Below are 24,200 nucleotides of genomic sequence, written 5' to 3' on the forward strand. Positions count from 1 at the left end.
GAGTGTGAGGGTGGTTTCACTGATCACTCGAGGCACCGCGACCGATTCCGAGGGCCGACCCTTCATCCGACGCCGCTGGGAACCGTGGGCGGCGCTGGTGGGTGCGCTCGCCGTGATCTGCCTGCTCGTCTGGTGGGGCGCGCTCACCCGGGACGCGCGCGACTCCGGCGCCATGAGCTGCAACTCCCCCAGCCCCGCGCAGAGCACCGACGCCCCCGCGGCGACCGAACTGGGCCAGCGGGTGTCCCCCTCGCGGCTGCGGGATGTGGAGCCGGCGGCGCTGGCCCAGACCAAGGTCCGCGTACTCAACGCCAACGGGCAGCGCGGCCAGGCCACCCATGTGGCCTCGCAGCTCAGCGATCTCGGATTCGCGCCCGCGACAGAGGCTTTCGGTAACGATACGGTGTACGTCAACGGCGATCTGGAGTGCAGCGGACAGATCCGCTACGGCGTGAACGGCCGCGCGGCCGCCGCCTCCGTGCAGTTGGTGGCCCCCTGCGCCGAACTCATCGAGGACCAGCGCACCGACGAGAGCGTGGACCTGGTGCTCGGCTCGCTGTTCCGCGACGTGCGGCCCAGCACCGACGCCGAGGAGGTGCTGCGGTCGCTGAAGAACCCCGCCCCGGGCAGCGAACCGGCCATCGACCCCGCACTGCTCGACGCGGCACGGACGGCCAAGTGCTGACCTGAGCCCTGCCGATCCGCCGAGCGGATCTTCTCTCCCGATCGACGTGGGGGCCGTGAACTCGAGTTCACGGCCCCCACACTTGTCCGGTCGGTCCCCTGGGCATCGGAAGCGTGTCACCGCCATGGCGAGGCGGGCGCATCGCGTCGTCGCGAGCCGGGCAGGACGCGACGGCACGATCTGGTCGGGGCAGGTCATCATGAGCCGGGTGGGGCGCGGTGCCACGAGCCGCCGCCGCGCACCCGCGCTCGAGTCCGGCACGCTGGTGCGCCCCGGTAGAGCGCCCCAGCCGTGCGCTACAGCGCCCCGGCTGTCCCGTACAGCCCTTCGGCCGTCCGGTATGCCTCAGTGCTCCGGTATGTCCGCTGTCGCATCCAGTGTCTCCAGCAGGCCGAACAATTCATCGGCGATGCCCGGGGCGGCGGCGACCATCAGCGCGCCCTCGGCTCCGGATGCTTCCGGGGCCGGAAGGCGCAGGCGCGCACCGGCTTCCGCCGCGATGAGCGCTCCCGCGGCCCAGTCCCAGAGATTCAGGCCGTGTTCGTAGTGCGCGTCCACGCGCCCCTCGGCGACCATGCACAGATCCAGCGCGGCCGCCCCGACACGCCGAATGTCACGAATATGCGGCAACAGTTCGGCGATCAACTGCCCCTGCCGGGTGCGGCGCTGCCGCGCGTAGGCGAAGCCGGTCGCCACCAGGGACATGGCGGCACTGTCCACGGCGTTGCAGCGCAACGGGATCGGGTCCGCACCCGGTTCGAGGCGGTGCGCGCCCTGCCCCAGCCCCGCGCTGTAGATCACCTCGTGCGCCACGTCGGCCACCGCGCCCGCCAGCGAACGCCCGTCCCGCATTGCCGCCACCGAGACGGCGTAGGCCGGGATGCCGTAGAGGAAGTTCACGGTGCCGTCGATCGGGTCCACCACCCAGTGCACGGCGTCGCCGTCGAGTGAGCCGCCACCCTCCTCCCCCACCACGCGATCGTGTGGGCGCAGTTCGGCCAGTAGTTTGCGAACCAACTGTTCGGTCTCGGTGTCTACGACGGTGACCGGATCGGTCGGCGTGCTCTTGGCCTGCACGGCGTCCGATTCGCGGGCGTGCGGTCCGAAGACCTCCGGGCGGCGGGAGCGCACGTGCGCGGCGGCTGTCTCGGCCAGAAGTACCGCTACCCGGCGCAGTTCGGCGATATCGGTCCCATCGGGGTCGTCGGTGGTGTTCGATGCGGTCGAAGTGAAGGTCGAAGTGGAAGTCGAAGTGAAATCGGAGTCCGGCACGCATCCATCGCAGCACAGATCCGGCGAAACGCGCATTAGGCTTGTCGGGCACGACACAGCTCATACGCCGGTGCGGGACGCGATGTGGCGGGCGACCACGATGGTGTACCGGCTTATCAGGAGAGAACGAGGAGAGTCGTCATGTCCGCTCGGGGGCACGCGTTCGGCATCGATATCGGTGGCAGTGGGGTGAAGGGGGCCGCGGTGGATCTCACCGACGGCGAACTGGCCCACGAGCGCATCAAGATCCCGACGCCGCAGCCGTCCACCCCGAACGCCGTCGCCGAGGCGGTGGCGAAGTTGGTCGCCCAGGCCGGATGGGAGGGACCGGTCGGCATCACCCTGCCGAGCGTGGTGATCGGCGGCATCGCCCGCACCGCCGCCAATATCGATCCGAACTGGATCGGCACCGACGCCCGCGCCCTGTTCTCCGCGGCGCTGGGCGGCCGTGAGGTCACCGTGCTCAACGACGCCGACGCCGCCGGACTCGCCGAGGACCGCTACGGCGCGGCGAAGGAACTGACCGGTCTGGTGGTGCTGCTCACCTTCGGCACCGGTATCGGATCGGCGGTGATGTACAACGGCGTGTTGATGCCCAACTCCGAACTCGGGCACGTGGAGGTCGGCGGCCGCGAGGCCGAGCATCTCGCCGCCGCGTCGATCAAGGATCGACTCGGCCTGACCTACCCGCAGTGGGCCGAGGAGGTGAGCAAGGTGCTGGTCACCCTGGAGAATCTGTTCTGGCCGAATGTCTTCGTGGCGGGCGGCGGGATCAGTCGGGATTATGAGCAGTGGATCCCGTTGCTGACCAACAGAACCCCCGTGGTGGCGGCCGATTTGAAGAACACCGCGGGCATCGTCGGAGCCGCCATGGCCGTCGATGCCGGTATCGCACCGTAAGCAGCCAGGTTCGATCGTTACAATGGAACAAGCCCGGCGGTGAGCCGGAAAGCCAACCCGGCGATTGCCGGAACCCCCGACCGAACCGCTCCGCCGGATGACCACTCTGGCGTGACGCCGCACGAAACCGTCACGAAAGGGCGTACGTGGTAGCCACGAATACCCGAGAGACCGCCGAATCGGCCGACGCTGCCGACTCCGCAGACACCACCGCAGCACGGCCGGTCAAGAAGGCTGCCGCTAAGAAGGCTCCGGCCAAGAAGGCCGCTGCCAAGAAGACGGCGGCCAAGAAGACCGCCGCGAAGAAGACCGCCAAGGCGACCAAGGCCACCAAGGCCGCGAAGAAGGCGGCCCCCAAGAAGGCCGGTGAGGGCGCCGACGGCGCCGAGACCGAGAACCTCGACGACGAGTCGTTGGAAATCGACGACCTGGGTGACCTCGAGGTCGACGAGGAGGATCTCGGCGACGAGGAACTCGAAGTCGAGGACGAGGTCGAGGAGGAGGCCGAAGAGGCCGAAGCCGAGGCCGAGGAGGAGGCCGACGAGCCGACCGCCAAGGACAAGGCGTCCGGCGACTTCGTCTGGGACGAGGAGGAGTCCGAGGCGCTGCGACAGGCCCGCAAGGACGCCGAACTCACCGCCTCCGCCGACTCGGTCCGCGCCTACCTCAAGCAGATCGGCAAGGTCGCCCTCCTCAATGCCGAGGAGGAGGTCGAACTCGCCAAGCGCATCGAGGCCGGTCTGTACGCCACGGAGAAGATCCGGGAGTACGCGGACAAGGGCGAGAAGCTCAACGTCCAGCTGCGCCGCGATCTGAACTGGATCATGCGCGACGGCAACCGTGCCAAGAACCACCTGCTGGAGGCCAACCTCCGACTGGTCGTCTCGCTGGCCAAGCGCTACACCGGCCGCGGCATGGCGTTCCTGGACCTGATCCAGGAAGGCAACCTGGGTCTGATCCGCGCCGTCGAGAAGTTCGACTACACCAAGGGCTACAAGTTCTCCACGTACGCCACCTGGTGGATCCGGCAGGCGATCACCCGCGCCATGGCCGACCAGGCCCGCACCATCCGCATCCCGGTGCACATGGTCGAGGTCATCAACAAGCTCGGCCGCATCCAGCGCGAACTCCTCCAGGACCTGGGCCGCGAGCCCACCCCCGAGGAACTCGCCAAGGAAATGGACATCACGCCCGAGAAGGTCCTCGAGATCCAGCAGTACGCGCGTGAACCCATCTCCCTGGACCAGACCATCGGCGACGAGGGCGACAGCCAGCTCGGTGACTTCATCGAGGACTCCGAAGCGGTCGTCGCGGTGGACGCCGTCAGCTTCACGCTCCTCCAGGACCAACTCCAGTCCGTCCTGGAAACCCTCTCCGAGCGCGAAGCAGGCGTGGTCCGCCTCCGCTTCGGCCTCACCGACGGCCAGCCCCGCACCCTGGACGAAATCGGCCAGGTCTACGGCGTCACCCGCGAACGCATCCGCCAGATCGAATCCAAGACCATGAGCAAGCTCCGCCACCCGAGCCGCTCCCAGGTCTTGCGGGATTATCTGGATTAGTTCCGCACGGCTCGGGCCGCAGAGCAGTAGTTCTGCGGCCCGAGCCGTATTCGACGCGGAGTACAGCGTTACATCCCGCGACGTACAGAACGCCCCGCGCCACAGGAGTTCTCATCTCACGGGGACGGTGCCAAGCGCGTACGGGACAGGGAGTCGACGTGGGTTCCGCGAGTAGTTCGCGCACCAACTCGATCAGGCCCTCGTTGTTCCGCGCCGTAGTCTCTGCCGATACGTAGTCGGTTCAGATGGTTCCTTGGAGACTCCTGCTCCGCGGGTTCGCGACAGCTTTCGGATCCTGGCTACTTGCCGGCTTTGCCGGTCGCGCTGCGCTTACGGATCTTGATACCCAATTTCTCGGCCTCACGGCGCCGTTCTTCGCGCTGTTCAGGCGTCAGCTGCACGCGCTCGACGCGCATAGTCTCCTGCGTCAAGGCTCCCATGTCACGCCTCCCTCACGAATCCTTGGATGCCAGGCCGCACGTCGACATGAACCCTCGGTGCCTGATCTCCTCCTCAACCAGCGCGTAGGTTGATTCCTCATCGACGATGCCGAAGTCGGCAGCGACAGCTTCGCGGGTGACACGCACCTGCTCGAGAAGCGGGTACTTCGCCAGACCCGACCTGATCAGGCCGATGTAGCGCGCCACCAGTGGCGACCTCTCGCCGCCGTCCCAGAGCGCGCTGTTGATCTGTTCGAAGTTGTAGTCGTAAGCGCGGATTGCTCCGCTCTCCTCGGGGGTGAGTAGGAAGTGGTCCTGACCTATGAGGGCCGAATCGGCCAGTCGGGTCGTCAGGAAAGCGTCGGTCTCGTCATCAACACCCGCCACATGCGGATTGTCCCGCATGACAACGCGAAAACAGCATGCCCGGCATCTTGTCTCGCCCCGAGCCGCGTTCACCGACCAGCGGCCAGTACCGCCGCGAGACCTGCTCGCAGATCCTCGACGAAATACTCGGGTACCTCCAGCGACGGGAAGTGTCCCCCGGTGTCGGGTTCGGTCCATCGCACGATCCGCCGGAACCGCTGCTGCGCCCAGGGGCGCGGGCACTTCTCGATATCACGGGGATACACCGTGATCGCCGACGGGACGTCGACGCGCAGTTCGGGGTCGAGTGAGTTGTGGCTCTCGTAGTAGATGCGGGCCGCCGAGGCGCCGGTCCGGGTCAGCCAGTAGAGGGTGACGTCGTCGAGGATTCTGTCCCGGGAGATCGCCTCGAAGGGGCTGTCTTCGGTATCGGTCCACTCGGCGAATTTGTCGAGGATCCAAGCGAGCAGGCCGACCGGGGAGTCGACGAGTGAGTAGCCGATGGTCTGCGGGCGGGCCGCCTGTTGCTTCGCGTACGCCGCGCGGCGGCTGCCCCAGAAATCGCGGGTTTCCTCGGTCCAGGCGCGCTCGGTCGCGGTCAGCCCGTCCGTGGTCAATCCGGGCGGGGCCTGCGGGGTCACGGTGTGGATGCCGAGAACGTGGTCGGGGAATCTGCCGCCGAGGACCGTGGTGATCACTCCGCCCCAGTCGCCGCCGTGGGCCAGGAACTCGCGGTAGCCGAGTCTGCCCATCAGTTCCACCCATGCGGCAGCGATCTTTTCGATGCCCCATCCGGTGGTGGCGGGCTTGTCGCTGTAGCCGAATCCGGGTAGCGACGGTACTACGACGTGAAATGCCGGAGCCGCAACGTCTTTCGGTTCCGCCAGCTCGTCCACCACATCGACGAACTCGGCGATGCTGCCCGGCCAGCCGTGCGTGATGAGCAGCGGGGTGGCATCCGTGCGCGTGGATCGGCGGTGCAGGAAATGAATCCCCACGCCGTCGATGGTCGTGCGGAACTGGCCGATCCGGTTGAGGCGCGCCTCGAACGAGCGCCAGTCGTATCCGGTGCGCCAGTAGTCCACGAGATCGACGAGATCCGCGAGGGGCACGCCCTGGCCCCAACGGCGAGGGTCGGGTGCGGGGCGGCGGACCGTCTCGGCTTCGGGTAGTCGCGCCGCGGCCAAACGCGCGCGCAGTTCGTCGAGTTCGGCGTCGGGTGCGTGGGCTTCGAATACCCGCACATCGCTGGTCGGTCGGGACATGAGACCTCCTGGCCATCGTGGAACCGGCATAGCCGGTTCTAACACGGCCGAATCTCGACGCGCAACCGGCTAAGGTGGTTCCATGGCTCCCCGGTTCCCCGAATTCCGTCTCGGCACTGTGCTGGCGACCAGCTTCACGGGGACGCTGTCGGAACGTCACGGCAACCCCGTGGAGCGCATCCCCACCCCGCAGCGACTCGTCGACTGGCTGGTGGTGAGCGGACTGGCCGTGGATTCCTGCACCGCCGCCCAACTCGAACTCGCCTGGGAACTCAGGGAATCCATCCACGCCGCGGCAACCGCGGCCGCCAGCAACGCCCCGCTCCCGGTAGCAGCGGTCCACATCATCAATGACCGCAGCACGCAGGGCCGAGCCGCACCGATCCTGACCCCCGAGGGCACCCGGCAATGGCGACTCAGCTCATCGTCCTGCGTAGAAGACGCCCTGGGCGTGATCGCCGCCGACGCCATCGGCATTCTGGCGGGCGAACGAGACGGAAAACTGGCCCTGTGCGCCTCCCCCACCTGCCGAGCCGCCTTCTTCGACACCAGCCGAAGCCGCACCCGCCGATGGTGCGATATGAATACCTGCGGGAACCGGCAGAAGAAGGCGCGCTTCATCGCGAACCAGCGCGACTGCATCGATTTCGTCGGCCAGTCTGAAACGTAGTTCACAATCCGTCGCTCGGAACTGCCGTTTCCGGTCGGATCGTCTCGCTACTGTCGAGCGCATGGACGCGGTGCTGGTGCAGAAGAAGCTCGAGCTCACGCCCGATGAGGACTTCATCCTCACGGTGTGGCAATACCGGATGATGCAGCGCGACATCGCAGCATCGAAGGGCAAGCACCTACCGTCCAAGCGCGAGGTCCGCAATTCGTTCCGCGACAATGCGGTTGCGGCCATCATGCAGCGCAATCGGGAGGACTGGTCGCCCGCTGTCGCCGAGGCCGTCGACCAGATCGTGGTGGAGGGCGAATCTCCCAACCTCGAAGCCCTCGAATCCGCTGGGCCGGAGATCTTCTCGGTCGTAACGCGAAGGTCACGAGCCCTGCTGCTGCTCATCGACCTGTATGGCTTCGAGCCGTGGGTCGAGGGCAAGTGGGAGAAGACCGTTCGCACTGAGGCTCTCACCGCCGCTCATCGATCCCTGGACCCGCTGCATCCCGAAGATCTGCACGCGGTGGAAATCGCATACAGGGACGCAATCAAGACGCTGTCGAAGGCGGGGAGCTGGGGCAAGTACGCGCTCCTCGCCGGGGCCGGTCTCGGGCTCGGCATCCTGACCGGAGGTCTCGCCGCACCGGCGATCGGGGGAGCGTACGGGGCGCTCGTGCTCGGCTATTCGGGTGCGGCCGCGACGTCTGCGGGCTTGGCCGCGATCGGCGGCGGTTCCATTGCCGCCGGTGGTCTCGGCATGGCCGGTGGGGCGGCCCTGATCACCGGATTCAGTGGTGCGGTGGGAGCCGGAGCGGTCACGCTCGCGGGTAAGGTATCCGGGCTCACGGCGGCTCGCATCGCAGCCGACGCCATCCGGCTCCACGTCGTGACCCAACTCGTACTTCGCGATGTCGACGGCAACGAGGAAGCGGCGAAGGCGGTCATCGTCAGCCTCCGCGAACGGGTCACCAACCTCGGCAAGACCGTCGTGGCTCTCGCCGAGCGAATCGACGCCCTCCGTGCGCAGCTCGAGATCAAGCAGGCGGAGCTGAACGCGGAGCGGGGGCAGCGCCTCGCGGCCGAGGATCGCGTCGCCCGCTTCCGGGTCGTCGCCGACCGGCTCAAGGAGCGCGTCACCGGACCCGAGAACGACGAACTCCAGGCTCTGCTCGCCGAACTCGACGATCTCGAGGGCGAGAAGAAGACCGTCGAGAACCTCGCCCAGGGGGTCGCCAACCTCGCAGACGACCTCGAGGACGCCGCGTGAGCACCGACCGCGATTCCAGCGACCGGATCCCGCCGATCGACGACGCCTACATCGGCAACCTGGACGCACTCACGCGCGACCTCGACGACATCGAAATAATCGCCGCGTCAGCGCTTTCCAACCAGCCGACCGACCATGCGGCGAGGGAGCGCGTAGCGAGTACTCCGACCGACCTCACCTATTCCGAACTCACGGCCCGTCATGAGGATCGTCGAGCGGCCGAAGGATGGGGTGAGCCCGAACTATCCGACATACTCGACCCGATCGCGCTCGAACAGCTCGATGAATGGCGGGCGGCCCAACGGATTCCATGGGAACGAAGTGATCTGGTGGTCGTCGGAATCTCCGGGCTCATCGGCGCACTCGGCAACCTTTACGATAACCATGTGGACGCCGCAGTCCTCAATGGCCTGTCCGTGTTGAAGAAGAGCGACCTGCTGCGCCGCTGGGAGAGGGAGACCGCCCGACTTCCCATCGACTACACCGGCCCGAAATTCGGTGGTCCGGCGCATCGCGCCCGGTCCGCGGGCCACGACATCGGCCGCTTCTTCACCGCACTCGAGCAAATCCGCACCGGAACGTTCGAAGGAACCTGGTGGAACGACGGACAACGGATGATCGAACACGTCACGGCGACGCGCTCCGGACTGCCGTTCGCGCAAGCACCCGAACCCCATCTCGCGGTCGCGCTGTTGCTGAAGCACTGGGCAGCCGACTTCGTCACACCGATGAACCTTCCGCTGCCGGGCTGGACGCTCCTCTGCGAGATGCCGAACCACGACCTGCGGAAGTTCGCCAATGACGTCTACGCCGGCACGAATTCCGGTGACGGGCTGAATCTCCGCTCCGGCATGCTGACTCCCGGACTGGGAATGCTCGCAACGGAGGCCATCATCCGAACCCACACCCACCTGCGCGCCTATCGCTCCACAGGCACGGCACGCCTGACCACCTCGGCGACAGCCAACCGCACAGAACTGCTGCTGGCCGCGCACGCCGCAGCCGGAGCGATCAGTGTGTCGAAGACCGCCGCAGCAGCCATCGCCGGTGAAACCGTCGTCGCCGCACGACATCTCAATATTCCCGTGCTCATGCGGATCGGCATGCTCGCCCTGAGAGTCCGCTCCGACGCCGCGACCCGTGCACAAGCCGGAGCACCGTCGTGGGAACTGCTACTCGCCGCGGAGGCCACGACGTGGACCCTTCCGGAGGCCGTGACCATCGCGGACCTCTTGTCGAACCACGCTGAGGGCGACGACGCCGGTCCTGGCGATCACCCCGCCTGAATCAGCAACCAGGGCGCTGCCTACAGCCTTCAAGAATCAGCCCTCGCTCCCCGTACGAGGGGCCGTAAGCCACGATAAGATGTTCACCCTCGCCCTAATACGCAGCGCTGCAAGGCAATACGCGCTTGTTACGACGGACCGAGGCGCGGTTCGGACGCGTAGAGGGGTTCCGAAAAACGCAGGGGGACGCCGATGAACGATTACCTGGGACTGCTGCCCGAGACGTTGAAGCGGATCGCGACCAATCTCGACTCGGTGTCGCCGATCCCGTGGCCGCTGTGGATCGGCATCCTCTTTCCGATCTATATTGCCGCGGTCTCGGTTGTCGTGTGGTTCTTGCGCGGCAGCGTGTGGCCGGTGCACTGCGCGTACCCGCGCACGAAACGAGGTGGGCCATGCCGCAACTGGGTCGCCGGTGAATGGAGTCGCTGTCGATATCACAATCGCCGCCGGACGTATCGCTACGGTCATGAGGTTGTGACCATCCAACGCTGGCAGACTTTCGCCCGCAGGGGCCAGATCGTCGACCGCCCAGAGCGAGGTGTCGGGGTGGTTCGATTCCGCCCCGCTGGCGCGACCCTGCTGTACGAGAAGGGTTACAGCCGACCGCCAGCCGGGGTATTGCGCCTGCTGCCTGACAAGGTTCGAGCCGTGGCATTACGAATCCGGGATGCCCGTTTGTGGTCGCGTAGACCACCGAATGATCCACAGGACGACCCGAGCCGGCGTTCGTCCGCGGCAACCCGGACAGACCTCGCGGAGGGGCTGGATCGAGTCGTCCGGGCGACACAGTTCGCTACCGGCGCGTTCGGCGTCGCGATCGTGATCACGCTCATCGCCGTCGCGCTGAGTGGGAATGTCGCAACGTACGCGCAGTACGTCGCCACGCTCGGATTCGTGTTGGCGTGGGCGGCCACGAGTTCCGGTATATACGAACGCAACCCGAATTGGTTCACGGTGACCTGCCGGAAGGCCGTCAGATGGTGGGCGTTGTTCTTCGTGCCGGTGGCATTGGTGAATCTGTTCTACTTCATCAACCCGTCACGACCTGGCGAGCTCCCAGCGATCATGACCAACTAACGTTCTGCGCCTGACAGCCGTTGCGGATCCGGAGAGAGTCGATGCCCCGTTCTGCGGTCGTTCGCCTTCCGGACGGGGATCTGGCGACACTGCGCTCGCTGCTGGCCGCTCGCGAGTTGGAGTATCTGGAACGCTCCCTGGTTCATAAGATCAGCTACTACGGCATCGAACTCACCCCGCCGGAGCGCGCGATGCTGCCTGGCGCCGACGTCGGTGCCGCACCGGGCCGCACGATCCACACCCCGCGGTTCGCTGCCGCCGACCCCGATGACTCGCCCGCCGAGACCGATCTGCTCAACTGCGCGGTCGGTCGTCCCGACCTGCGTCGCATTGTGAAGACCCGCAGGCTCCAGGAACCCGAGGCGGTTCTGTATGTCGTTGTATGCGCCGCTGGCACGGACGTGTCCCGCCTGCAGGGCGCCCTGGAAGTGGATGCGCTGGTCGAAGTGGTTGCCGAGGACGAACAGCTGCCCCCGTACCAGGCCTCCGCGCTGGCCGCCGGTCGCCAACTCTGGCCGACTCGGTACCTCCGATAGAACCGCGACCGAATCGCCCAGTCTCGACTGCGACCCCCAGCGCCATCCGCGCACTCGGGAGGCTCAGAATCTCCTCGCCGACATCATTCCTGGCGTCGGCGTGGTGCTGCGCGTGTATCCACCAGCACTGGGTCGAGGCCAACCATCACGAGTACCGGACCTGCCGCCTGCACTGCGCCGGAGCACGTGCGCGAAGTCCGGTCGCGCGCCTCATTCCCCCACCCGCCGACACCCTTCCAACAACAGCCGAATCGTGAACCGCACGTCGTAATCCGGGTCGGCGGTTTCCGCACCCGCGCAGATGTCACCGACAGCGCGCATCAGTTGGTAGGCGGGGATGTCGGTGGTGATCTCGCCGGCGGCGCGGGCGGCGGTGAGGAGGGTGTCCAGGACCGGGAGGAGGCGGTCGAGGAAGAGGGTGTGCAGGGAGGTGAAGCCTTCGGGGTCGGTGCGCATGGCGGCGGCTAGGCCGTGTTTGGTGACGAGGAAGTCTACGAAGAGGTCGATCCAGCGGGTGAGGGCGACGAAGGGGGACTGCTCGGTGGCGAGGAGGGTGGGGGCGGCTTCGGCGCAGGCTGCTATCTGGTGGCGGTAGACGGCGGCGATGAGGTCGGCTCGGGTGGGGAAATGGCGGTAGATGGTGCCCATGCCGACGCCCGCGGCGGCGGCGATGCGGCGGACCGGTGCGTCCACGCCGTGGGTGCGGAAGACCGAGGCGGCGGCGTCGAGCAGGGCGCGCTCGTTCCGCTGCGCGTCGGCACGTTTGGCCGAGGTGGTGGCGGGTGGAGTCCGGTCGCCTGCGTCCATGTGACGCCCCTTTCCGATGACAGCACTTGCTAAGCGGAACACTGCTCCGTATATTCGGAACAGCGCTCCGGTTATGAGTATATCGGCGGTTCGCGCGGTCATCGGCCGCACCGCAGCAGTGGGGCGTTCACCGCTATCGAAGGAAAAGCCATGCCCGGACCAGATCTGACGGCCCCCAGCGCCGTACCCGCACTGTCCACGCCCGTCATCAGCGTCAAACCGGTTGTGCTGCCCGCACCCGAACGCGGCCACGACCTCCAGGTGCGCGTGTCCGCGCCCGCCGTCGGGACCGGCCTGCCGGTCATCGTGTTCGCGCACGGTTTCGGCGAATCGATGTCCGCCTACGACCCGTTGGTCGACTACTGGGCGGGCAACGGTTTCGTCGTCGTGCAGCCGACCTTCCTCGATTCCCGAACTCTGGGCCTGTCCATGGCCGATCCGCGCTACCCGGATATCTGGCGGATCCGCGTCGCCGACATCACGCGGGTGCTCGACGAACTCGACCACATCGTCACGGCGCTCCCCGGACTCGGCGACCGCGTCGACCGCGACAGCATCGCGGTGGCGGGGCATTCGTGGGGCGGCCAGACCGTCGGCATGCTGCTCGGCGCGCGCGTACTCGACGCGGACGGGCGACCCGGACCCGACCTGAGCGATCCACGCGTGAAAGCCGGTGTGCTGCTTGCCACCACCGGCATCGGTGGCGACAGCCTGACACCGTTCGCCGCCGAGCACTTCGACTTCATGAGTCCCGACTTCGCCGCCCTGACCACCCCGACGCTGGTGGTCGCGGGCGACCACGACCGATCCCACCTCTCGACGCGCGGGCCGGACTGGTTCACCGACGCCTACACCCACAGCCCGGGCGCGCTGAGCCTGCTCACCATCCACGGCGGTGAGCACTCCCTCGGCGGCATCCACGGCTACAACGCCCGCGACACCACCGACGAGAGCCCCGAGCGGGTAGCGCTCATCCGGCGCGCGGCCCGAGCCTTTCTCCGCGACGTTCTCGGCATCGACGACACGGACTGGAAACAGCTGCGGACCGACCTCGTCGCGGACCCGATCGGGCGCATCGACACCACAACGGTCGCGCCGGGCCATGGGTAGCCCCGACCCGGTGTACGCATTCGCCCGCGAATTGCTCGTCACCTGCGGAAACTTCGAGCTATCGCCAACTGGAACGAGTTTCGAGGAAATAGGGCCTTTCAATTTCACAAAGCCGGTACCGGACGGTAAGGTTCGCGCTCGATCGCGGCGGTGAAGCGCCAAAGCCCAGTTCCGGCAATGGAGTTCGTGTGCTCGAAATTCATCACTTCAGCTACGGGTGGGTGACGCCCGTGCTGGCCTACATTATGTCCGTCACGGGCTCGCTGCTCGGATTGCGGTGTACGGCACGGGCGCGTGCCGGTGGTGGACGGCGCGGGTGGCTGATCGCGGCGGCGGTGGCCATCGGCGGCACCGGAATCTGGGTGATGCACTTCATCGCCATGCTCGGCTTCTCGATTCCCGGGGCCACGATTCGCTACGACATACCCATCACGCTGTTGAGCGCCGGGATCGCCATGGTGGTGGTGTGGCTGGGATTGTCCATCGTGACGCGGGAGCGGCGGGGACGATGGGAGTTGCCGACGGGCGGCACGATCACCGGAACGGGCGTGGGCGCGATGCACTACGCCGGGATGTACGCCATGAAATCGGATGCGATCATGCGGTACGATCCGGCGCTGGTGACGCTGTCCATGGTGATCGCGGTGGTGGCGGCGACGGTGGCGCTGTGGTTCACGCTGCACATCAATGGCATCCTCGCCACCATCGGGGCGGCCCTGATCATGGGTGTGGCGGTATGCGGCATGCACTACACCGGCATGGCGGCCATGAGCGCGCACCATGCGGCGAACCCGACCATGCCCTCCGGCGCGGGAGCCATGGAGTTGCTTGCGCCGCTGATGATCTCGGTGAGCATGGTGACCCTGGTCCTGCTCATTCATGTGGGACTGACCGAGGTGGACGAGCGCAGCCGCCGCGAGACGCTGCCGCGGACGCCGGCGCCCGAACCGTGGTCGCTGGCGGGCAGCAACCCGGCCGCACCCCGGACCACGACTACGCAGCCGCCGCGCTACCGACCCTGACCGCCGGGGCCGCACCGGCCCAGGATGCCTTGCGCAGCAACCACTCCAGTGGCCCCTGGTCGAAGCGGCTCAGCCACCACCGGGAGACCACCCCCTGAACCGCGAGGATCAGCAGACACAGCACGACCGTGTGCGACCAGGCCCGCGGCGCGTCCGGAACGATGCCGAGCGGCCGCGCGGCGAAGCGCAGGCCGACCACGATGAGGGTGGCCGCCACATAGTTGGTGAGCGCCGTGCGGCCCAGCGCCGCCAGCACCGGGGTGATCACCGCGAAAACCTCTGTGCGAGTGAGCATCGACACGAGGCAGGCATAGGTCGCCGCCATGATCAGCCCGACGGCCGCACCGGCCTCCGGATGCCCCCACTGCCACAGGATTCCGGCGGCGCTGGCCGATACCAACACCAGCGCGACTGTCGGCAGTGCCGGACCCGCAACGGTTTCCCATCGTCGCGGTAGATCGGCCAGGCCCGCCGCGAACCCCAGCAGGAACAGCCCGGGCACCAGCACCAGGCCACCGCCCTGCGCGACCCCGGCGACGGTGAGCACCGCACCTGCCGCACCGGTCACCGGGATCACCCACCGCTGCGGCAGGAACGTCGACGGCAGCAACACCGTGAGCCCCGCGATGGCGTACGGCAGCAGCGCTTCCCCCGGTTGCAGCAGTTGATGGAGCGCACCCAGCACCGCCAGGGCGAGAATCCGCCGCAGCAGCACCACGCGCGGCGCCGCCGCCCGGCCGCGGGCCGAGCGCCACATGAGCGCGAAGCCGATCCCGAACAGCAGCGAGAACAGCGGGAAGAACCGCCCGTACACGGCGAGTTCCAGCACCCGTGGGACCGGGTCGAGCGCACCGTCGCGCACCGGATCGAGCCGCAGGATGGCGGGCGCGTTGGCGAAGAGGATTCCGCACAGCGCGAATCCACGCAGGACATCGAGGCTCGGCAGTCGTCGCATACCCTCATGCTGGCCGCCGTGGCATCCGTCCGGCATCGGCCGAACGGCCGGTATCCACCCGCCCGCGCCGGCCGATCGGCCGATCTCAGTCCATGAGCCCGGCCCGCCAGGCACGGGCCGCCACCTCCACCCGGTTCCGCGCCGACAGCCGCCGCTGCACGCTGGCGATATGGGTTTTCACCGTACCGAGCGACAGATGCAACCGCTCCCCGATCTCAGCGTTGGTCGCGCCCTCCCCCACCAACCGGGTCACCTCCAGTTCACGGGGGCTGAGAGCGGCGACCGCGGCCGCCAGCTCCGGCGGCACCCGGCGGCCGGCGCGGGCATGGGTGCGGCGCAGCAGACCGGTGGTGAGTTCCGGGCCGATCAGGGCGTCCCCGGCGACGGCCGCGCGGACGGCGGCGAGCAACAGGTCCGGTCCGGAGTCCTTGAGCAGGAATCCGGTCGCCCCGTGCGCGAGCGCGGTATCGACATAGTCGTCGTCGTTGAAGGTGGTCACCATGACCACGCGTGTCTCGCCGCTGATCCGGCGGCACACCTGTAGTCCGTCCAGCCGCGGCATCCGGATATCCAGCAACGCCACCTCCGGCCGGTGCTCCCGCACCGCCGCGACCGCCGCGACACCGTCGGCGCACTGGGCCACCACCTCGATATCGGGTGCACTGTCGAGGATCAGCGCGAAGCCGATGCGCACCATCTCCTGGTCGTCGGCCACGAGGACGCGAATCGTCATATCCCTCCCGCCTTTCCGTCGACCGGCAGCCGCGCGGCCACCCGCCAGCGGCCGTCGGGCAGGCGGCCCGCGGTGACGGTGCCGCCCACCGCCGCCGCCCGCGCGGCCAGCCCGGTCAGTCCCGTACCACTGCCACCACCCAATCCCGCTGTCCCGGAACCGTTGTCGCACACTTCGACGGCCAGCTCGGCATCGCGGATCCGCACCACCGCGTCGATGCGGCTCGCGTCGGCGGCGTAGCGCCGAATGTTGTTGAACGCCTCGGCCAGCACTCGGTGCGCCGCCAAGGCCACCGGATCGGGCACCCGGGCGTCGCGCACGTCCGGGTCGATGTCCGACACCACCTCGGCGTCGACGGTATCGGCGAAGCGCGAGACCAGATCGTCGAGGTCGTAGGTGCCGCGCGAGCCCGCACCGTCGCCCAGGGTGTCGACCAGCGACCGGATATCGCCCAGCGCCCGCCGACCCGACTGTTCGATGCGCGCCAGCAGTGGCCGGGTGCGCTCCTCCGCGCCCGCCTGCGCGGCCTGCGCCAGCACCACCATCCCCATCACCTCGTGCGCGATCACATCGTGCAGTTCCCGTGCCATCTGGGCGCGTTCGCCCGCGACGGCCGCGCCGCGCTCGGCCACCAGCCGTTGGCGCTGGGCCCGCACGAGCAGCCCGATTCCCAGCGCGGTGACGGTCGGAACGGTGATGATCAGCACGCCTATCGGCACATCGTCGGTCCGCAGGGCCAGCGGCGACCCGACCGCGGCGACGGCCAGCGCACCGGTGAGCCCGGCATCGGCGACCGTGACGATCCGCGACGCCGCCACCCCGCTCGCGACAACTGCCACCCACGCCGAGGCCACCGCCCAACTCTGCACACCCTGCGGCCACAGGCTCACCGCGGTGATCGCGAGCACCGGCCCGGCCAGCGCGGCCACCACCCCGGCGCGTCGGGTGAGCGGCACCCCGGCGTGCCGGGTGAGCCGCACAGCGTCCTCCCGCGCCGCCGTCCAGCAGGCCCAACTCCCCAGCGCCGCCCCGCCCGCGTCCACGCCCGTCCACAACAGCGACCCCGTGGCATTCAACTCCAGCAGCGCGGCCAGCCCGGCGGGCAGCACGCACAGCGCGAACAGGAGGCGACGCATAGGCCCGACCCTAGCGGGCCGAGCGAGCCGGTTCGACAATCCAGCGCATCGACAGCAAACTGGCGGGGGTGCACCACCAGTTGGAGTTGATCTTTCTGGTCCTGTTCGCGACGATCCTGGCGCAGCCGCTGGGCAAGCGGATAGGACAGGCTCCGGCCGTGCTCATGACGGCCTTCGGATGTGTGCTCGCCCTCATTCCCTCGGTGCCGGAGATCCACATCGATCCGGAGCTGATCCTGCCGATGGTGCTGCCGCCGCTGCTCTACGCCCAGGCGCGGCGCACCTCGTGGCGGCAGTTCGCCGACAACTGGAGTGCCATCGTCATGCGGGCGGTGGTGCTGGTCATCGTGACCGCGGCGGCCGCGGCCTGGGTGTTCCACGAGATGTTCCCGACGGTGCCGATCGCCGCGGCGGTGGCATTGGGCGCGCTGGTGGCGCCACCGGATCCGGTCGCGGTCTCGGCGCTGGCGGGCAAGCTGGGGCTGCCGCGCCGCCTGGTGTCGGTGCTCGAGGGTGAGGGGCTGTTCAACGACGTCACCGCCATCGTCATTTACACGGTGGCCATTCAGGCGGTGCTGACCGGGACGTTCTCCGCGTGGAGCGCGGCCTGGGAGTTCGTACTGTCGGCGCTGGTCGCGGTGGGCGTGGGGTTGGCACTGGGCTGGCTGGGCACCATGCTCATGAAACGGTTGAGCGAAGCGCCGTGGCAGGTGGCGCTGGGCCTGCTGCTGCCCTTCGCGGCCTACGGCATCGCCGACGCCCGCGGCGGTTCGGGAGTGCTGGCGGTGCTGGTGAGCGCGCTGTATCTGACCGACGCGGCAACGGATTTCAGCGACAGCGCCTATCGGACGGTGGGCGACTCCTTCTGGGAGATCACCGAAATGCTGGTCACCGGTTTCGCTTTCGGCCTCATCGGCCTGGAATTGAGCACCGTGTTGCGCACCACCGGCCCGGACTGGCCGCGCTTCCTCACCGGCGCGGCCGCCGTGGTGGCGGTGGTGGTCGGGCTGCGCCTGCTGTGGCTGCTGGGCACCACCGCGGTCTTCCACAGTTGGTGGCGCACCCGCGACAAGGATGAGCCGTACACCTGGCGGGAAACCCTGGTCACCTGGTGGGCCGGTATGCGCGGAGTGGCGACGGTCGCGCTGGCCCTGGCCGTGCCGTTCACCACCGCCGACGGCGACCCCTTCCCCGGACGCACCGAAATCCTCTTCACCGCCTTCGCCGTCGTCCTGTTCACCCTGCTGCTCCAGGGGCCGACGCTGCCCGCCGTGGTGCGCGCGACCGGTGTGCACGCCGACACCGAACTCGAGCGCACCCTGGAACGCCAACTGTGGACCCGGGTCCTCAATGCGGAACTGGCCCGCCTGAAACAGATTTCGACCACCGAGGATCTGCCGGAGGACGTCTACGTGCGGCTGCGCGAATCCTTCGAACGCCGCCTGGCCCAGGCCGATCCGGAGGCGGCCGACGACAAGGCCCGCCTCGCCACCGACAAGACCCTGAAGTTCACCACCGAGATGCGCAGGATCACCCACGAGGTCATGGAGGCGGGCCGCACCGAAGCCCTGACGGCCCGCCGCGAACCGGGTATCCCACCGGATGTGGTGGACCGGGTGATGCGCCGCCTGGACCTGCGGTCCAATCCCATGCCCTGATCTCGGCCACCCGCTCAGTCGGCGGTACCACTCTCGAATCGGACGGCCGACACCATGGCCAGCGCCAATGCCTCGGGGTCGTCGCCCCCGAGATCCGATCCCACCAGCGCACCCTCGCGCCACAGATGCGCGAAACCGTGCACCAGCGACCAGGCCGCGAGCTGACCGGCCCGGCGATCCTCCGGTTCGATGCCCAATTCCGCTATGCCGGACCGTAATTCCGCCCCGGAGTGACGGCGCGCCGCGATCAGCCGTTCATCGTCGACACACAGCAGGTCGCGTCGGAACATGACATCGAAATGACCGGGCCAGCGCCGGGCGAAACCGATGTAGGCGAGCGCAACGGCTCGGAAATCGCCTGCCGCACCATGCAATTGAGCCGCCAGCAGCTCGAATCCCTCGATGGCGAGTTCCGTGAGCAGTCCCTGTTTGTTGCCGAAGTGATGGGCGGGCGCGGCATGCGAGACTCCGGCCCGCTGGGCGAGGGCGCGCAGTGATACCGCGTCCACGCCGTCCTGAGCGATCTGTTCGGCCGCGGCCCGCAGCAGCGCGGCGCGTAGGTCGCCGTGGTGGTAGGCGCTCTTGGTCATCCTTCGATCCTGACGGCAAATCTTGTCATTGACAAGTTCTCGCCACGGTTCTAATCTAGCCATTGTCAAGATTCGCTGCTCGCCCTCAGGAGTGCCCCATGGCGCCGCTCATCGCCCTCATCGCCGTCACCGGACTGTCCCGACTCATCGGCCTGCTCGGTGTCGACTGGCTCGACTCCTGGCCACACGCCACACGCGTCGGCCTGGCCGCCATGTTCCTGCTCACCGCGAGCGCGCACTTCACCCAGCCCAAACGTGACGCGCTGATCGCCATGGTCCCGCCCGCCTTCCCCAACGCGGCGGCCATGATCACCCTCACCGGCGTCCTGGAGGCGGCCGGTGCGGTGGGCCTACTGCTGCCGCCGGTCGCCCCGGTCGCCGCCGCGTGCCTGGCGGCGCTGCTGATCATCATGTTCCCGGCCAATATTCGAGCCGCGCGGACCGGCGGCGGGGTCAAGACCATGCCGCTGCCCGCCCGCACGGTGGTGCAGGGCGTCTTCCTCGCCGCCTGCGTACTGGCCGCATTCTGACGGAATCCGCCAGGCACACCGGGTGATCGCCCCCCGCACGAACGCGGGGGGCGATCACCTGTCGGCTCACACCTGCGCGCCATCCGCCTCGAGAACGAGCGCGTCGGCACCGGGTACCAGCGCGCTCACCGAGGTGTCCTTCAGATCCACACCGGAGCGCCCGAGTCGGCGAGCGCCCTCGACCAGCCCCGCCGCCACCCGCGCCGCACGCTCGTAGCCGAGTCCTTCCGGCGGATGGATATTGGAGATGCAATTGCGCTCGGAGTCGGCCCGCCCCGGACGCGGCCGGTGGGTGAGATAGATGCCGAGGCTGTCGGCGACCGACAGGCCGGGGCGCTCCCCGATGAGTACCAGAACGGTTGCGACGCCGAGGCTTTCACCGATGTGATCACCCAGCGCCACCCGCGCCTGGGTGGCGATGACCGGAGGGGCGAGGGTGTAGCGCTCCCCCAGCACCGCTACCAGTGCCCGCAGCATGGGCACACCGTGTTCGGCGAGCGCCCGGGGCGACAAACCGTCGGCGAGCACGAAACCGATATCGGCCCCGGTTCCCGGTGACGCCGAAACCCTCTGCCCTGCACGGCTACTCGGATCCATCTCGATGTCCGGACCGGTGCGCCCACCCGCCGAGGACGACAGCGCCTCCCCGACCACGGCGCGCGCAGAGGGCGTACGTGCCGTCCCTGGCGCATCCGTCGCGGTGGCATCCGTCCCTGGCGCATCCGTCGCGGTGGCATCCGTCCCTGGCGCATCCGTCGCGGTGGCATCCGTCGCGGTGGCATCCGTCCCTGGCGCATCCGTCGCGGTGGCATCCGTCCCTGGCGCATCCGTCGCGGTGGCATCCGTCGCGGTGGCGTTCGACGCGGTGGCATTCGACGCGACGGAATGCGGCTCGACCGCGTCCGCGGCTTCCGGCGCGCTCGTGCGCGTCCACTCGACCGCACCCGCCGCGATCGCGGGCAGCCGTCCGAGGTCGGGGCGGCGCAGATACTCCGATCGGTCCGCCGCGCGACTGCGCACGTGCGTCGGCCGCCCCAGACCGAGCTCCGCCACCCGCGCGGCCAGGTCGTCGACCGCGAGTGGCGTGTGCACCGCGTCCCGCGCCGCCGCGTGCGCGGCCCGGAATTCCAGCACCCGTTCGGTGGGCAGCGCATCCCCGGTGCGGCCCAACCCGATCCGCGCCTGGGTGGTGCGCCGCAGCTCAGCCCAGAACTCCTCCGAGGCACCGGTACGGGCGGTGTCGGTACGGGAGGTATCGCCGCGCACCGGCCTCATGACGCACTCGCCAGGGCGCGCAGCGGCGAGGTGAGCGGCTCGACCGGCCGCACCCGGCCGTCGGCGTCCAGCATGCCCAGCCGGTCCAGCCAGCCCGCGAATTCGGGAGCGGGCCGCAACCCCAGCACCTTTCGCACGTACAGGGCATCGTGGTAGGCGAGGCTCTGGTACCCGAGCATGACGTCGTCGGCCCCGGGTACCGCGATGACGAAGGCGACACCGGCCGCGCCGAGCAGGGTGAGCAGGCTGTCCATATCGTCCTGGTCGGCCTCGGCGTGGTTGGTGTAGCAGACGTCCACGCCCATGGGCAGCCCCAGCAGTTTGCCGCAGAAGTGGTCCTCGAGTCCGGCGCGGATGATCTGCTTGCCGTCGTAGAGGTATTCCGGACCGATGAACCCGACCACCGTATTCACCAGCAGCGGATCGAGATCCCGGCAGACCGCGTAGGCGCGGGCCTCGAGGGTCTGCTGGTCCACGGGTTTGCCGCCGGTGCCGAGGTGCGCGCCCGCCGAGAGCGCCGAGCCCTGCCCGGTCTCCAGGTACATGACATTGTCGCCGACCGTTCCGCGACCCAGTGCGCGCCCGGCCGCATTCGCCTCCCGCAGCAGCGAGATATTCACGCCGAACCCGGAATTCGCGCCCTCGGTTCCGGCCACGGACTGGAACACCAGATCCACCGGGGCACCCGCCTCGATCAGCCCGAGCGTGGTGGTGACGTGCGAGAGCACACACGACTGCGTCGGAATGTCGAACCGCTGCCGCACCTCGTCGAGCAGGTGCAGCAGATCCGCGGTGGCCCGTGGCGAGTCGGTGGCCGGATTGATGCCGATCACCGCGTCCCCGCAGCCGAGCAGCAGCCCGTCCAGCACGGCGGCGGCGATACCGCGCGGGTCATCGGTCGGGTGGTTGGGCTGCAAGCGGGTGGCCAGGGTGCCCGGAAGTCCCACGGTGGTACGGAATCCGGCCCGCACCTCGGTGGCCGCGGCGACCGCGATGAGGTCCTGATTGCGCATGAGTTTGCTGACCGCGGCCACCATTTCCGGTGTGAGCCCACGGGATACGGCCGCGAGGGTGGCGGCCGCGTGTTCGGTGGCGGCCACCGCCAGCAGCCAATCCCGCAGCCCGCCCACGGTCAGGTGCGAGATCTGCTGGAACGCGACGCGATCGTGGGTGTCGACAATGAGCCGGGTGACCTCGTCGCTCTCGTACGGCACCACCACGTCGTTCAGGAAGGTGAGCAATGGCACCTCCGCCAGCGCCCACTGCGCGGCCGCCCGTTCGGCGTCGGAATGCGCCGCGCACCCGGCCAATTCGTCACCGCTGCGGCGCGGCGTCGCCTTGGCCAACAGCTCGACCAACCCGTCGAACCGGTAACTCACGCCGCCGATGCGCTGCTGGTACACCGTCATTCGAGCTCCTTCTCGGCGCGGGCCAGGATCGCGAACTCCTCATCGGGCGAGGCCGCGACCAGCCGATGGCGACTGTAGAGGGCGAAATAGAGCATGAAGGCGCAGAACGCGGCGAATGTCCAGCCCGCGGCCACCGGATCCACCAGGAAGGTCGCCACCACGGACACACAGGCGATCACGAGCGCGAATCCGGTGGTCACCACGCCGCCCGGAGTGCGGTACGGCCGCCGCATACCCGGTTCGCGCACTCGCAGCACGATATGGCTGACCATCATGAGCACGTAGCTGACCGCCGCGCCGAAGACGGCCATGTTCAGCAACATCGCGCCCTCGCCGGTCAGCGACAGCCCGAAGCCGATCACGCCCGGCACGATCAGCGCCCACACCGGGGCCTTGCGGGAGTTGGTGACCGACAGGCTGGTCGGCAGGTATCCGGCCCGCGACAGCGCGAAGGTCTGCCGGGAGTAGGCGTAGACGATGGAGAAGAAGCTGGCCACCAGTCCGGCCAGGCCGATGTAGTTCACCGCCGTGGCCGCGCCACCGCTGCCCAGCGCCTCGACCAGCGGATTGCCGGAGGTCGAGAGCGCTTGCGCGCCAATCGCTCCCGTGGACAGCACCAGTACGCTGCCGCCGGTCACCAGCAGCACCAGCATGGCGACGATAATGCCCTTGGGCACGTTCTTCTCCGGCTCGCGCGCCTCCTCCGCGGCCAGCGGCACCCCTTCGACGGCCAGGAAGAACCAGATCGCGAACGGAATCGCCGCCCAGACGCCGAAAGCGCCGAACGGCAGGAACTCCGAGGCCCCCGCCGCCCCGGTATCGACGGGAATATCGGTGAGATTGCCCAGGTCGAAACGGCCCCAGGCCGCCACCGCGAACACCACCAGCCCGATCAGCGCGATCACCGTGATCGCGCACATCACCTTGAGCGCCTCCCCCGCCCCGGCCAGATGAATGCCGATGAACAGCGCGTACACCGCCAGATACACCCACCACCCGTCGGTGATCCCGAACAGGTTCAGCGATTCCACGTACGCGCCGATGAAAGTGGCGATGGCCGCCGGTGCGATGGCGTATTCGATGAGAACCGCGGTGCCGGTGGCGAATCCGCCCCACGGCCCGAGCGCCCGGCGGGCGAAGGTGTAGCCGCCGCCCGCCGCGGGCAACGCCGCCGACAGTTCCGCCATACCCAACACCATGGCCAGGTACATGCCCGCGATGAGGACGGTGGCGATCAAGAGCCCACCGAATCCGCCCTCGGCCAGGCCGAAATTCCATCCGGAATAGTCACCGGAGATCACATAGCTCACGCCGAGCCCGGCCAGCAGCAGCCAGCCCGCCGATCCGGAGCGCAGGGTCCGCTTGGCCAGATAGTCCTCGGCGGTATCCGCCGTCGGCCTCGAAGCAGTCGTCATGCAGGTTGCCCGTACCCCTCGTACTCGGTTGGTCACATGCCCAGAGGGCTGACCTGTAGATCCTCCGGACCTATATTGCTGACGTGTAACTACGAGTTTGTGGCGGCATGACGCCGCGTTACGGACCCGCGTGCGTGCCGATCCGCCGCGGACCGAGCACAATCGCAGCTATGCCGCCCGTACCGCACCGGCACCGGTCCCCGTGGACTCGGACCCTCGATCTCGCCGACGAGCTACGCCGGTGGT

At 68.4% G+C, this 24,200-nt stretch carries 23 protein-coding genes and 2 pseudogenes; 12 read left to right on the forward strand and 13 right to left on the reverse strand.

Features of this window, described 5'->3' with window-relative positions; all coding sequences use genetic code 11:
* Positions 1–10 precede the first annotated feature (10 nt).
* Positions 11–685 carry an envelope integrity protein Cei gene (cei, locus tag QJS31_RS12145; RefSeq protein ID WP_306356717.1) on the forward strand — a complete coding sequence of 225 codons (675 nt, stop codon included), beginning with the start codon at positions 11–13 and terminating at the stop codon, positions 683–685.
* Positions 686–1,030: 345 nt separating this feature from the next.
* Here cei and QJS31_RS12150 read toward each other — a convergent pair whose 3' ends face one another.
* Positions 1,031–1,957 (reverse strand): inositol monophosphatase family protein, encoded by a 927-nt coding sequence (locus tag QJS31_RS12150; protein WP_372341546.1) that lies wholly within the window; start codon positions 1,955–1,957, stop codon positions 1,031–1,033.
* 141 nt (positions 1,958–2,098) lie between these two features.
* Here QJS31_RS12150 and ppgK point away from each other — a divergent pair, with 141 nt between their 5' ends.
* Both ppgK and QJS31_RS12160 read left to right on the forward strand, forming a co-directional pair.
* Positions 2,099–2,857, forward strand: coding sequence for a polyphosphate--glucose phosphotransferase (gene ppgK, locus QJS31_RS12155; protein ID WP_282781932.1), 759 nt, complete (start codon positions 2,099–2,101; stop codon positions 2,855–2,857).
* 146 nt (positions 2,858–3,003) lie between these two features.
* Entirely contained in the window at positions 3,004–4,416 is a 1,413-nt protein-coding gene (locus QJS31_RS12160; RefSeq protein ID WP_306356718.1) for an RNA polymerase sigma factor, read from the forward strand.
* A gap of 299 nt (positions 4,417–4,715) precedes the next feature.
* Here QJS31_RS12160 and QJS31_RS12165 read toward each other — a convergent pair whose 3' ends face one another.
* The 3 genes from QJS31_RS12165 to QJS31_RS12175 all read right to left on the reverse strand — a co-directional run bounded on the left by QJS31_RS12165 (position 4,716) and on the right by QJS31_RS12175 (position 6,487).
* The gene (locus QJS31_RS12165) at positions 4,716–4,856 is read right to left on the reverse strand and encodes a hypothetical protein (protein ID WP_282781936.1); all 141 of its coding nucleotides are present in this window, start codon (positions 4,854–4,856) and stop codon (positions 4,716–4,718) included.
* Positions 4,857–4,868: 12 nt separating this feature from the next.
* Positions 4,869–5,243, reverse strand: coding sequence for a hypothetical protein (locus QJS31_RS12170; RefSeq protein ID WP_306356719.1), 375 nt, complete (start codon positions 5,241–5,243; stop codon positions 4,869–4,871).
* Between the two features lie 68 nt (positions 5,244–5,311).
* Entirely contained in the window at positions 5,312–6,487 is a 1,176-nt protein-coding gene (locus QJS31_RS12175) for an epoxide hydrolase family protein (RefSeq protein ID WP_306356720.1), read from the reverse strand.
* An 82-nt stretch (positions 6,488–6,569) separates the two neighbouring features.
* On the opposite strand from QJS31_RS12175, the gene QJS31_RS12180 reads away from it, so the two are divergent.
* The 5 genes from QJS31_RS12180 to QJS31_RS12200 all read left to right on the forward strand — a co-directional run bounded on the left by QJS31_RS12180 (position 6,570) and on the right by QJS31_RS12200 (position 11,314).
* On the forward strand, positions 6,570–7,157 hold the full coding sequence (locus QJS31_RS12180; RefSeq protein ID WP_282781941.1) for a CGNR zinc finger domain-containing protein: 588 nt from the start codon (positions 6,570–6,572) through the stop codon (positions 7,155–7,157).
* Positions 7,158–7,218: 61 nt separating this feature from the next.
* Positions 7,219–8,412, forward strand: coding sequence for a hypothetical protein (locus tag QJS31_RS12185; protein WP_306356721.1), 1,194 nt, complete (start codon positions 7,219–7,221; stop codon positions 8,410–8,412).
* The gene (locus QJS31_RS12190; protein WP_306356722.1) at positions 8,409–9,698 is read left to right on the forward strand and encodes a hypothetical protein; all 1,290 of its coding nucleotides are present in this window, start codon (positions 8,409–8,411) and stop codon (positions 9,696–9,698) included. Before QJS31_RS12185 ends, QJS31_RS12190 begins: the two co-directional genes overlap by 4 nt.
* A gap of 192 nt (positions 9,699–9,890) precedes the next feature.
* Positions 9,891–10,778, forward strand: a complete 888-nt coding sequence (locus QJS31_RS12195; RefSeq protein ID WP_282781947.1) for a hypothetical protein — start codon at positions 9,891–9,893, stop codon at positions 10,776–10,778.
* A 116-nt stretch (positions 10,779–10,894) separates the two neighbouring features.
* Positions 10,895–11,314 (forward strand): hypothetical protein, encoded by a 420-nt coding sequence (locus QJS31_RS12200; RefSeq protein ID WP_282781949.1) that lies wholly within the window; start codon positions 10,895–10,897, stop codon positions 11,312–11,314.
* Between the two features lie 210 nt (positions 11,315–11,524).
* On the opposite strand, the gene QJS31_RS12205 is transcribed toward QJS31_RS12200, so the two are convergent.
* Positions 11,525–12,121, reverse strand: a complete 597-nt coding sequence (locus QJS31_RS12205; protein WP_282781951.1) for a TetR/AcrR family transcriptional regulator — start codon at positions 12,119–12,121, stop codon at positions 11,525–11,527.
* Between the two features lie 150 nt (positions 12,122–12,271).
* Between QJS31_RS12205 and QJS31_RS12210 the strand changes: the two genes are divergently transcribed.
* Positions 12,272–13,231, forward strand: coding sequence for a serine aminopeptidase domain-containing protein (locus tag QJS31_RS12210; protein WP_282781952.1), 960 nt, complete (start codon positions 12,272–12,274; stop codon positions 13,229–13,231).
* Positions 13,232–13,419: 188 nt separating this feature from the next.
* Positions 13,420–14,253 carry an MHYT domain-containing protein gene (locus QJS31_RS12215; RefSeq protein WP_282781954.1) on the forward strand — a complete coding sequence of 278 codons (834 nt, stop codon included), beginning with the start codon at positions 13,420–13,422 and terminating at the stop codon, positions 14,251–14,253.
* On the opposite strand, the gene QJS31_RS12220 is transcribed toward QJS31_RS12215, so the two are convergent.
* The 3 genes from QJS31_RS12220 to QJS31_RS12230 form a co-directional block, all read right to left on the reverse strand.
* On the reverse strand, positions 14,225–15,208 hold the full coding sequence (locus tag QJS31_RS12220; RefSeq protein WP_306356723.1) for a DUF418 domain-containing protein: 984 nt from the start codon (positions 15,206–15,208) through the stop codon (positions 14,225–14,227). The two genes, QJS31_RS12215 and QJS31_RS12220, sit on opposite strands and share 29 nt — an antisense overlap.
* A gap of 85 nt (positions 15,209–15,293) precedes the next feature.
* Complete coding sequence (locus QJS31_RS12225; RefSeq protein WP_306356724.1) at positions 15,294–15,941, reverse strand: response regulator; 648 nt, start codon at positions 15,939–15,941, stop codon at positions 15,294–15,296.
* Positions 15,938–17,077 (reverse strand): sensor histidine kinase, encoded by a 1,140-nt coding sequence (locus tag QJS31_RS12230; RefSeq protein WP_306356725.1) that lies wholly within the window; start codon positions 17,075–17,077, stop codon positions 15,938–15,940. The genes QJS31_RS12225 and QJS31_RS12230 overlap by 4 nt, the downstream gene beginning before the upstream one ends.
* A gap of 68 nt (positions 17,078–17,145) precedes the next feature.
* Between QJS31_RS12230 and QJS31_RS12235 the strand changes: the two genes are divergently transcribed.
* On the forward strand, positions 17,146–18,735 hold the full coding sequence (locus tag QJS31_RS12235) for a Na+/H+ antiporter (protein WP_306356726.1): 1,590 nt from the start codon (positions 17,146–17,148) through the stop codon (positions 18,733–18,735).
* Positions 18,736–18,749: 14 nt separating this feature from the next.
* On the opposite strand, the gene QJS31_RS12240 is transcribed toward QJS31_RS12235, so the two are convergent.
* A complete protein-coding gene (locus QJS31_RS12240) occupies positions 18,750–19,325 on the reverse strand; it encodes a TetR/AcrR family transcriptional regulator (RefSeq protein WP_306356727.1) in 576 nt (191 codons plus the stop codon).
* A gap of 98 nt (positions 19,326–19,423) precedes the next feature.
* Between QJS31_RS12240 and QJS31_RS12245 the strand changes: the two genes are divergently transcribed.
* Entirely contained in the window at positions 19,424–19,855 is a 432-nt protein-coding gene (locus tag QJS31_RS12245; RefSeq protein WP_282786083.1) for a DoxX family protein, read from the forward strand.
* A 66-nt stretch (positions 19,856–19,921) separates the two neighbouring features.
* Here QJS31_RS12245 and QJS31_RS12250 read toward each other — a convergent pair.
* From QJS31_RS12250 to eat, 4 genes and pseudogenes are all read right to left on the reverse strand, one after another.
* Positions 19,922–20,464, reverse strand: a pseudogene (locus QJS31_RS12250) (ethanolamine ammonia-lyase light chain EutC); the annotation flags it as partial.
* A 360-nt stretch (positions 20,465–20,824) separates the two neighbouring features.
* A pseudogene (locus QJS31_RS12255) lies at positions 20,825–21,130 on the reverse strand (ethanolamine ammonia-lyase light chain EutC); the annotation flags it as partial.
* A complete protein-coding gene (locus tag QJS31_RS12260; protein ID WP_282784485.1) occupies positions 21,127–22,539 on the reverse strand; it encodes an ethanolamine ammonia-lyase subunit EutB in 1,413 nt (470 codons plus the stop codon). The pseudogene QJS31_RS12255 and the gene QJS31_RS12260, both read right to left, overlap by 4 nt.
* A complete protein-coding gene (gene eat, locus QJS31_RS12265) occupies positions 22,536–23,954 on the reverse strand; it encodes an ethanolamine permease (RefSeq protein WP_282784483.1) in 1,419 nt (472 codons plus the stop codon). Before eat ends, QJS31_RS12260 begins: the two co-directional genes overlap by 4 nt.
* Positions 23,955–24,200: the final 246 nt, after the last annotated feature.

The sequence above is a fragment of the Nocardia sp. CC213A genome, assembly GCF_030766805.1.
Classification (GTDB): domain Bacteria; phylum Actinomycetota; class Actinomycetes; order Mycobacteriales; family Mycobacteriaceae; genus Nocardia; species Nocardia otitidiscaviarum.

Bases quoted from the DNA above. Each gene is read 5' to 3' on its own strand.
- QJS31_RS12245 (WP_282786083.1), top strand. From the start codon at position 19,424: ATGGCGCCGCTCATCGCCCTCATCGCCGTCACCGGACTGTCCCGACTC.
- QJS31_RS12220 (WP_306356723.1), bottom strand. From the start codon at position 15,208: ATGCGACGACTGCCGAGCCTCGATGTCCTGCGTGGATTCGCGCTGTGC.
- QJS31_RS12205 (WP_282781951.1), bottom strand. From the start codon at position 12,121: ATGGACGCAGGCGACCGGACTCCACCCGCCACCACCTCGGCCAAACGT.
- ppgK (WP_282781932.1), top strand. From the start codon at position 2,099: ATGTCCGCTCGGGGGCACGCGTTCGGCATCGATATCGGTGGCAGTGGG.
- QJS31_RS12195 (WP_282781947.1), top strand. From the start codon at position 9,891: ATGAACGATTACCTGGGACTGCTGCCCGAGACGTTGAAGCGGATCGCG.
- QJS31_RS12165 (WP_282781936.1), bottom strand. From the start codon at position 4,856: ATGGGAGCCTTGACGCAGGAGACTATGCGCGTCGAGCGCGTGCAGCTG.
- QJS31_RS12240 (WP_306356727.1), bottom strand. From the start codon at position 19,325: ATGACCAAGAGCGCCTACCACCACGGCGACCTACGCGCCGCGCTGCTG.
- QJS31_RS12230 (WP_306356725.1), bottom strand. From the start codon at position 17,077: ATGCGTCGCCTCCTGTTCGCGCTGTGCGTGCTGCCCGCCGGGCTGGCC.
- QJS31_RS12225 (WP_306356724.1), bottom strand. From the start codon at position 15,941: ATGACGATTCGCGTCCTCGTGGCCGACGACCAGGAGATGGTGCGCATC.
- QJS31_RS12260 (WP_282784485.1), bottom strand. From the start codon at position 22,539: ATGACGGTGTACCAGCAGCGCATCGGCGGCGTGAGTTACCGGTTCGAC.
- QJS31_RS12180 (WP_282781941.1), top strand. From the start codon at position 6,570: ATGGCTCCCCGGTTCCCCGAATTCCGTCTCGGCACTGTGCTGGCGACC.
- QJS31_RS12185 (WP_306356721.1), top strand. From the start codon at position 7,219: ATGGACGCGGTGCTGGTGCAGAAGAAGCTCGAGCTCACGCCCGATGAG.
- QJS31_RS12175 (WP_306356720.1), bottom strand. From the start codon at position 6,487: ATGTCCCGACCGACCAGCGATGTGCGGGTATTCGAAGCCCACGCACCC.
- QJS31_RS12210 (WP_282781952.1), top strand. From the start codon at position 12,272: ATGCCCGGACCAGATCTGACGGCCCCCAGCGCCGTACCCGCACTGTCC.
- eat (WP_282784483.1), bottom strand. From the start codon at position 23,954: ATGACGACTGCTTCGAGGCCGACGGCGGATACCGCCGAGGACTATCTG.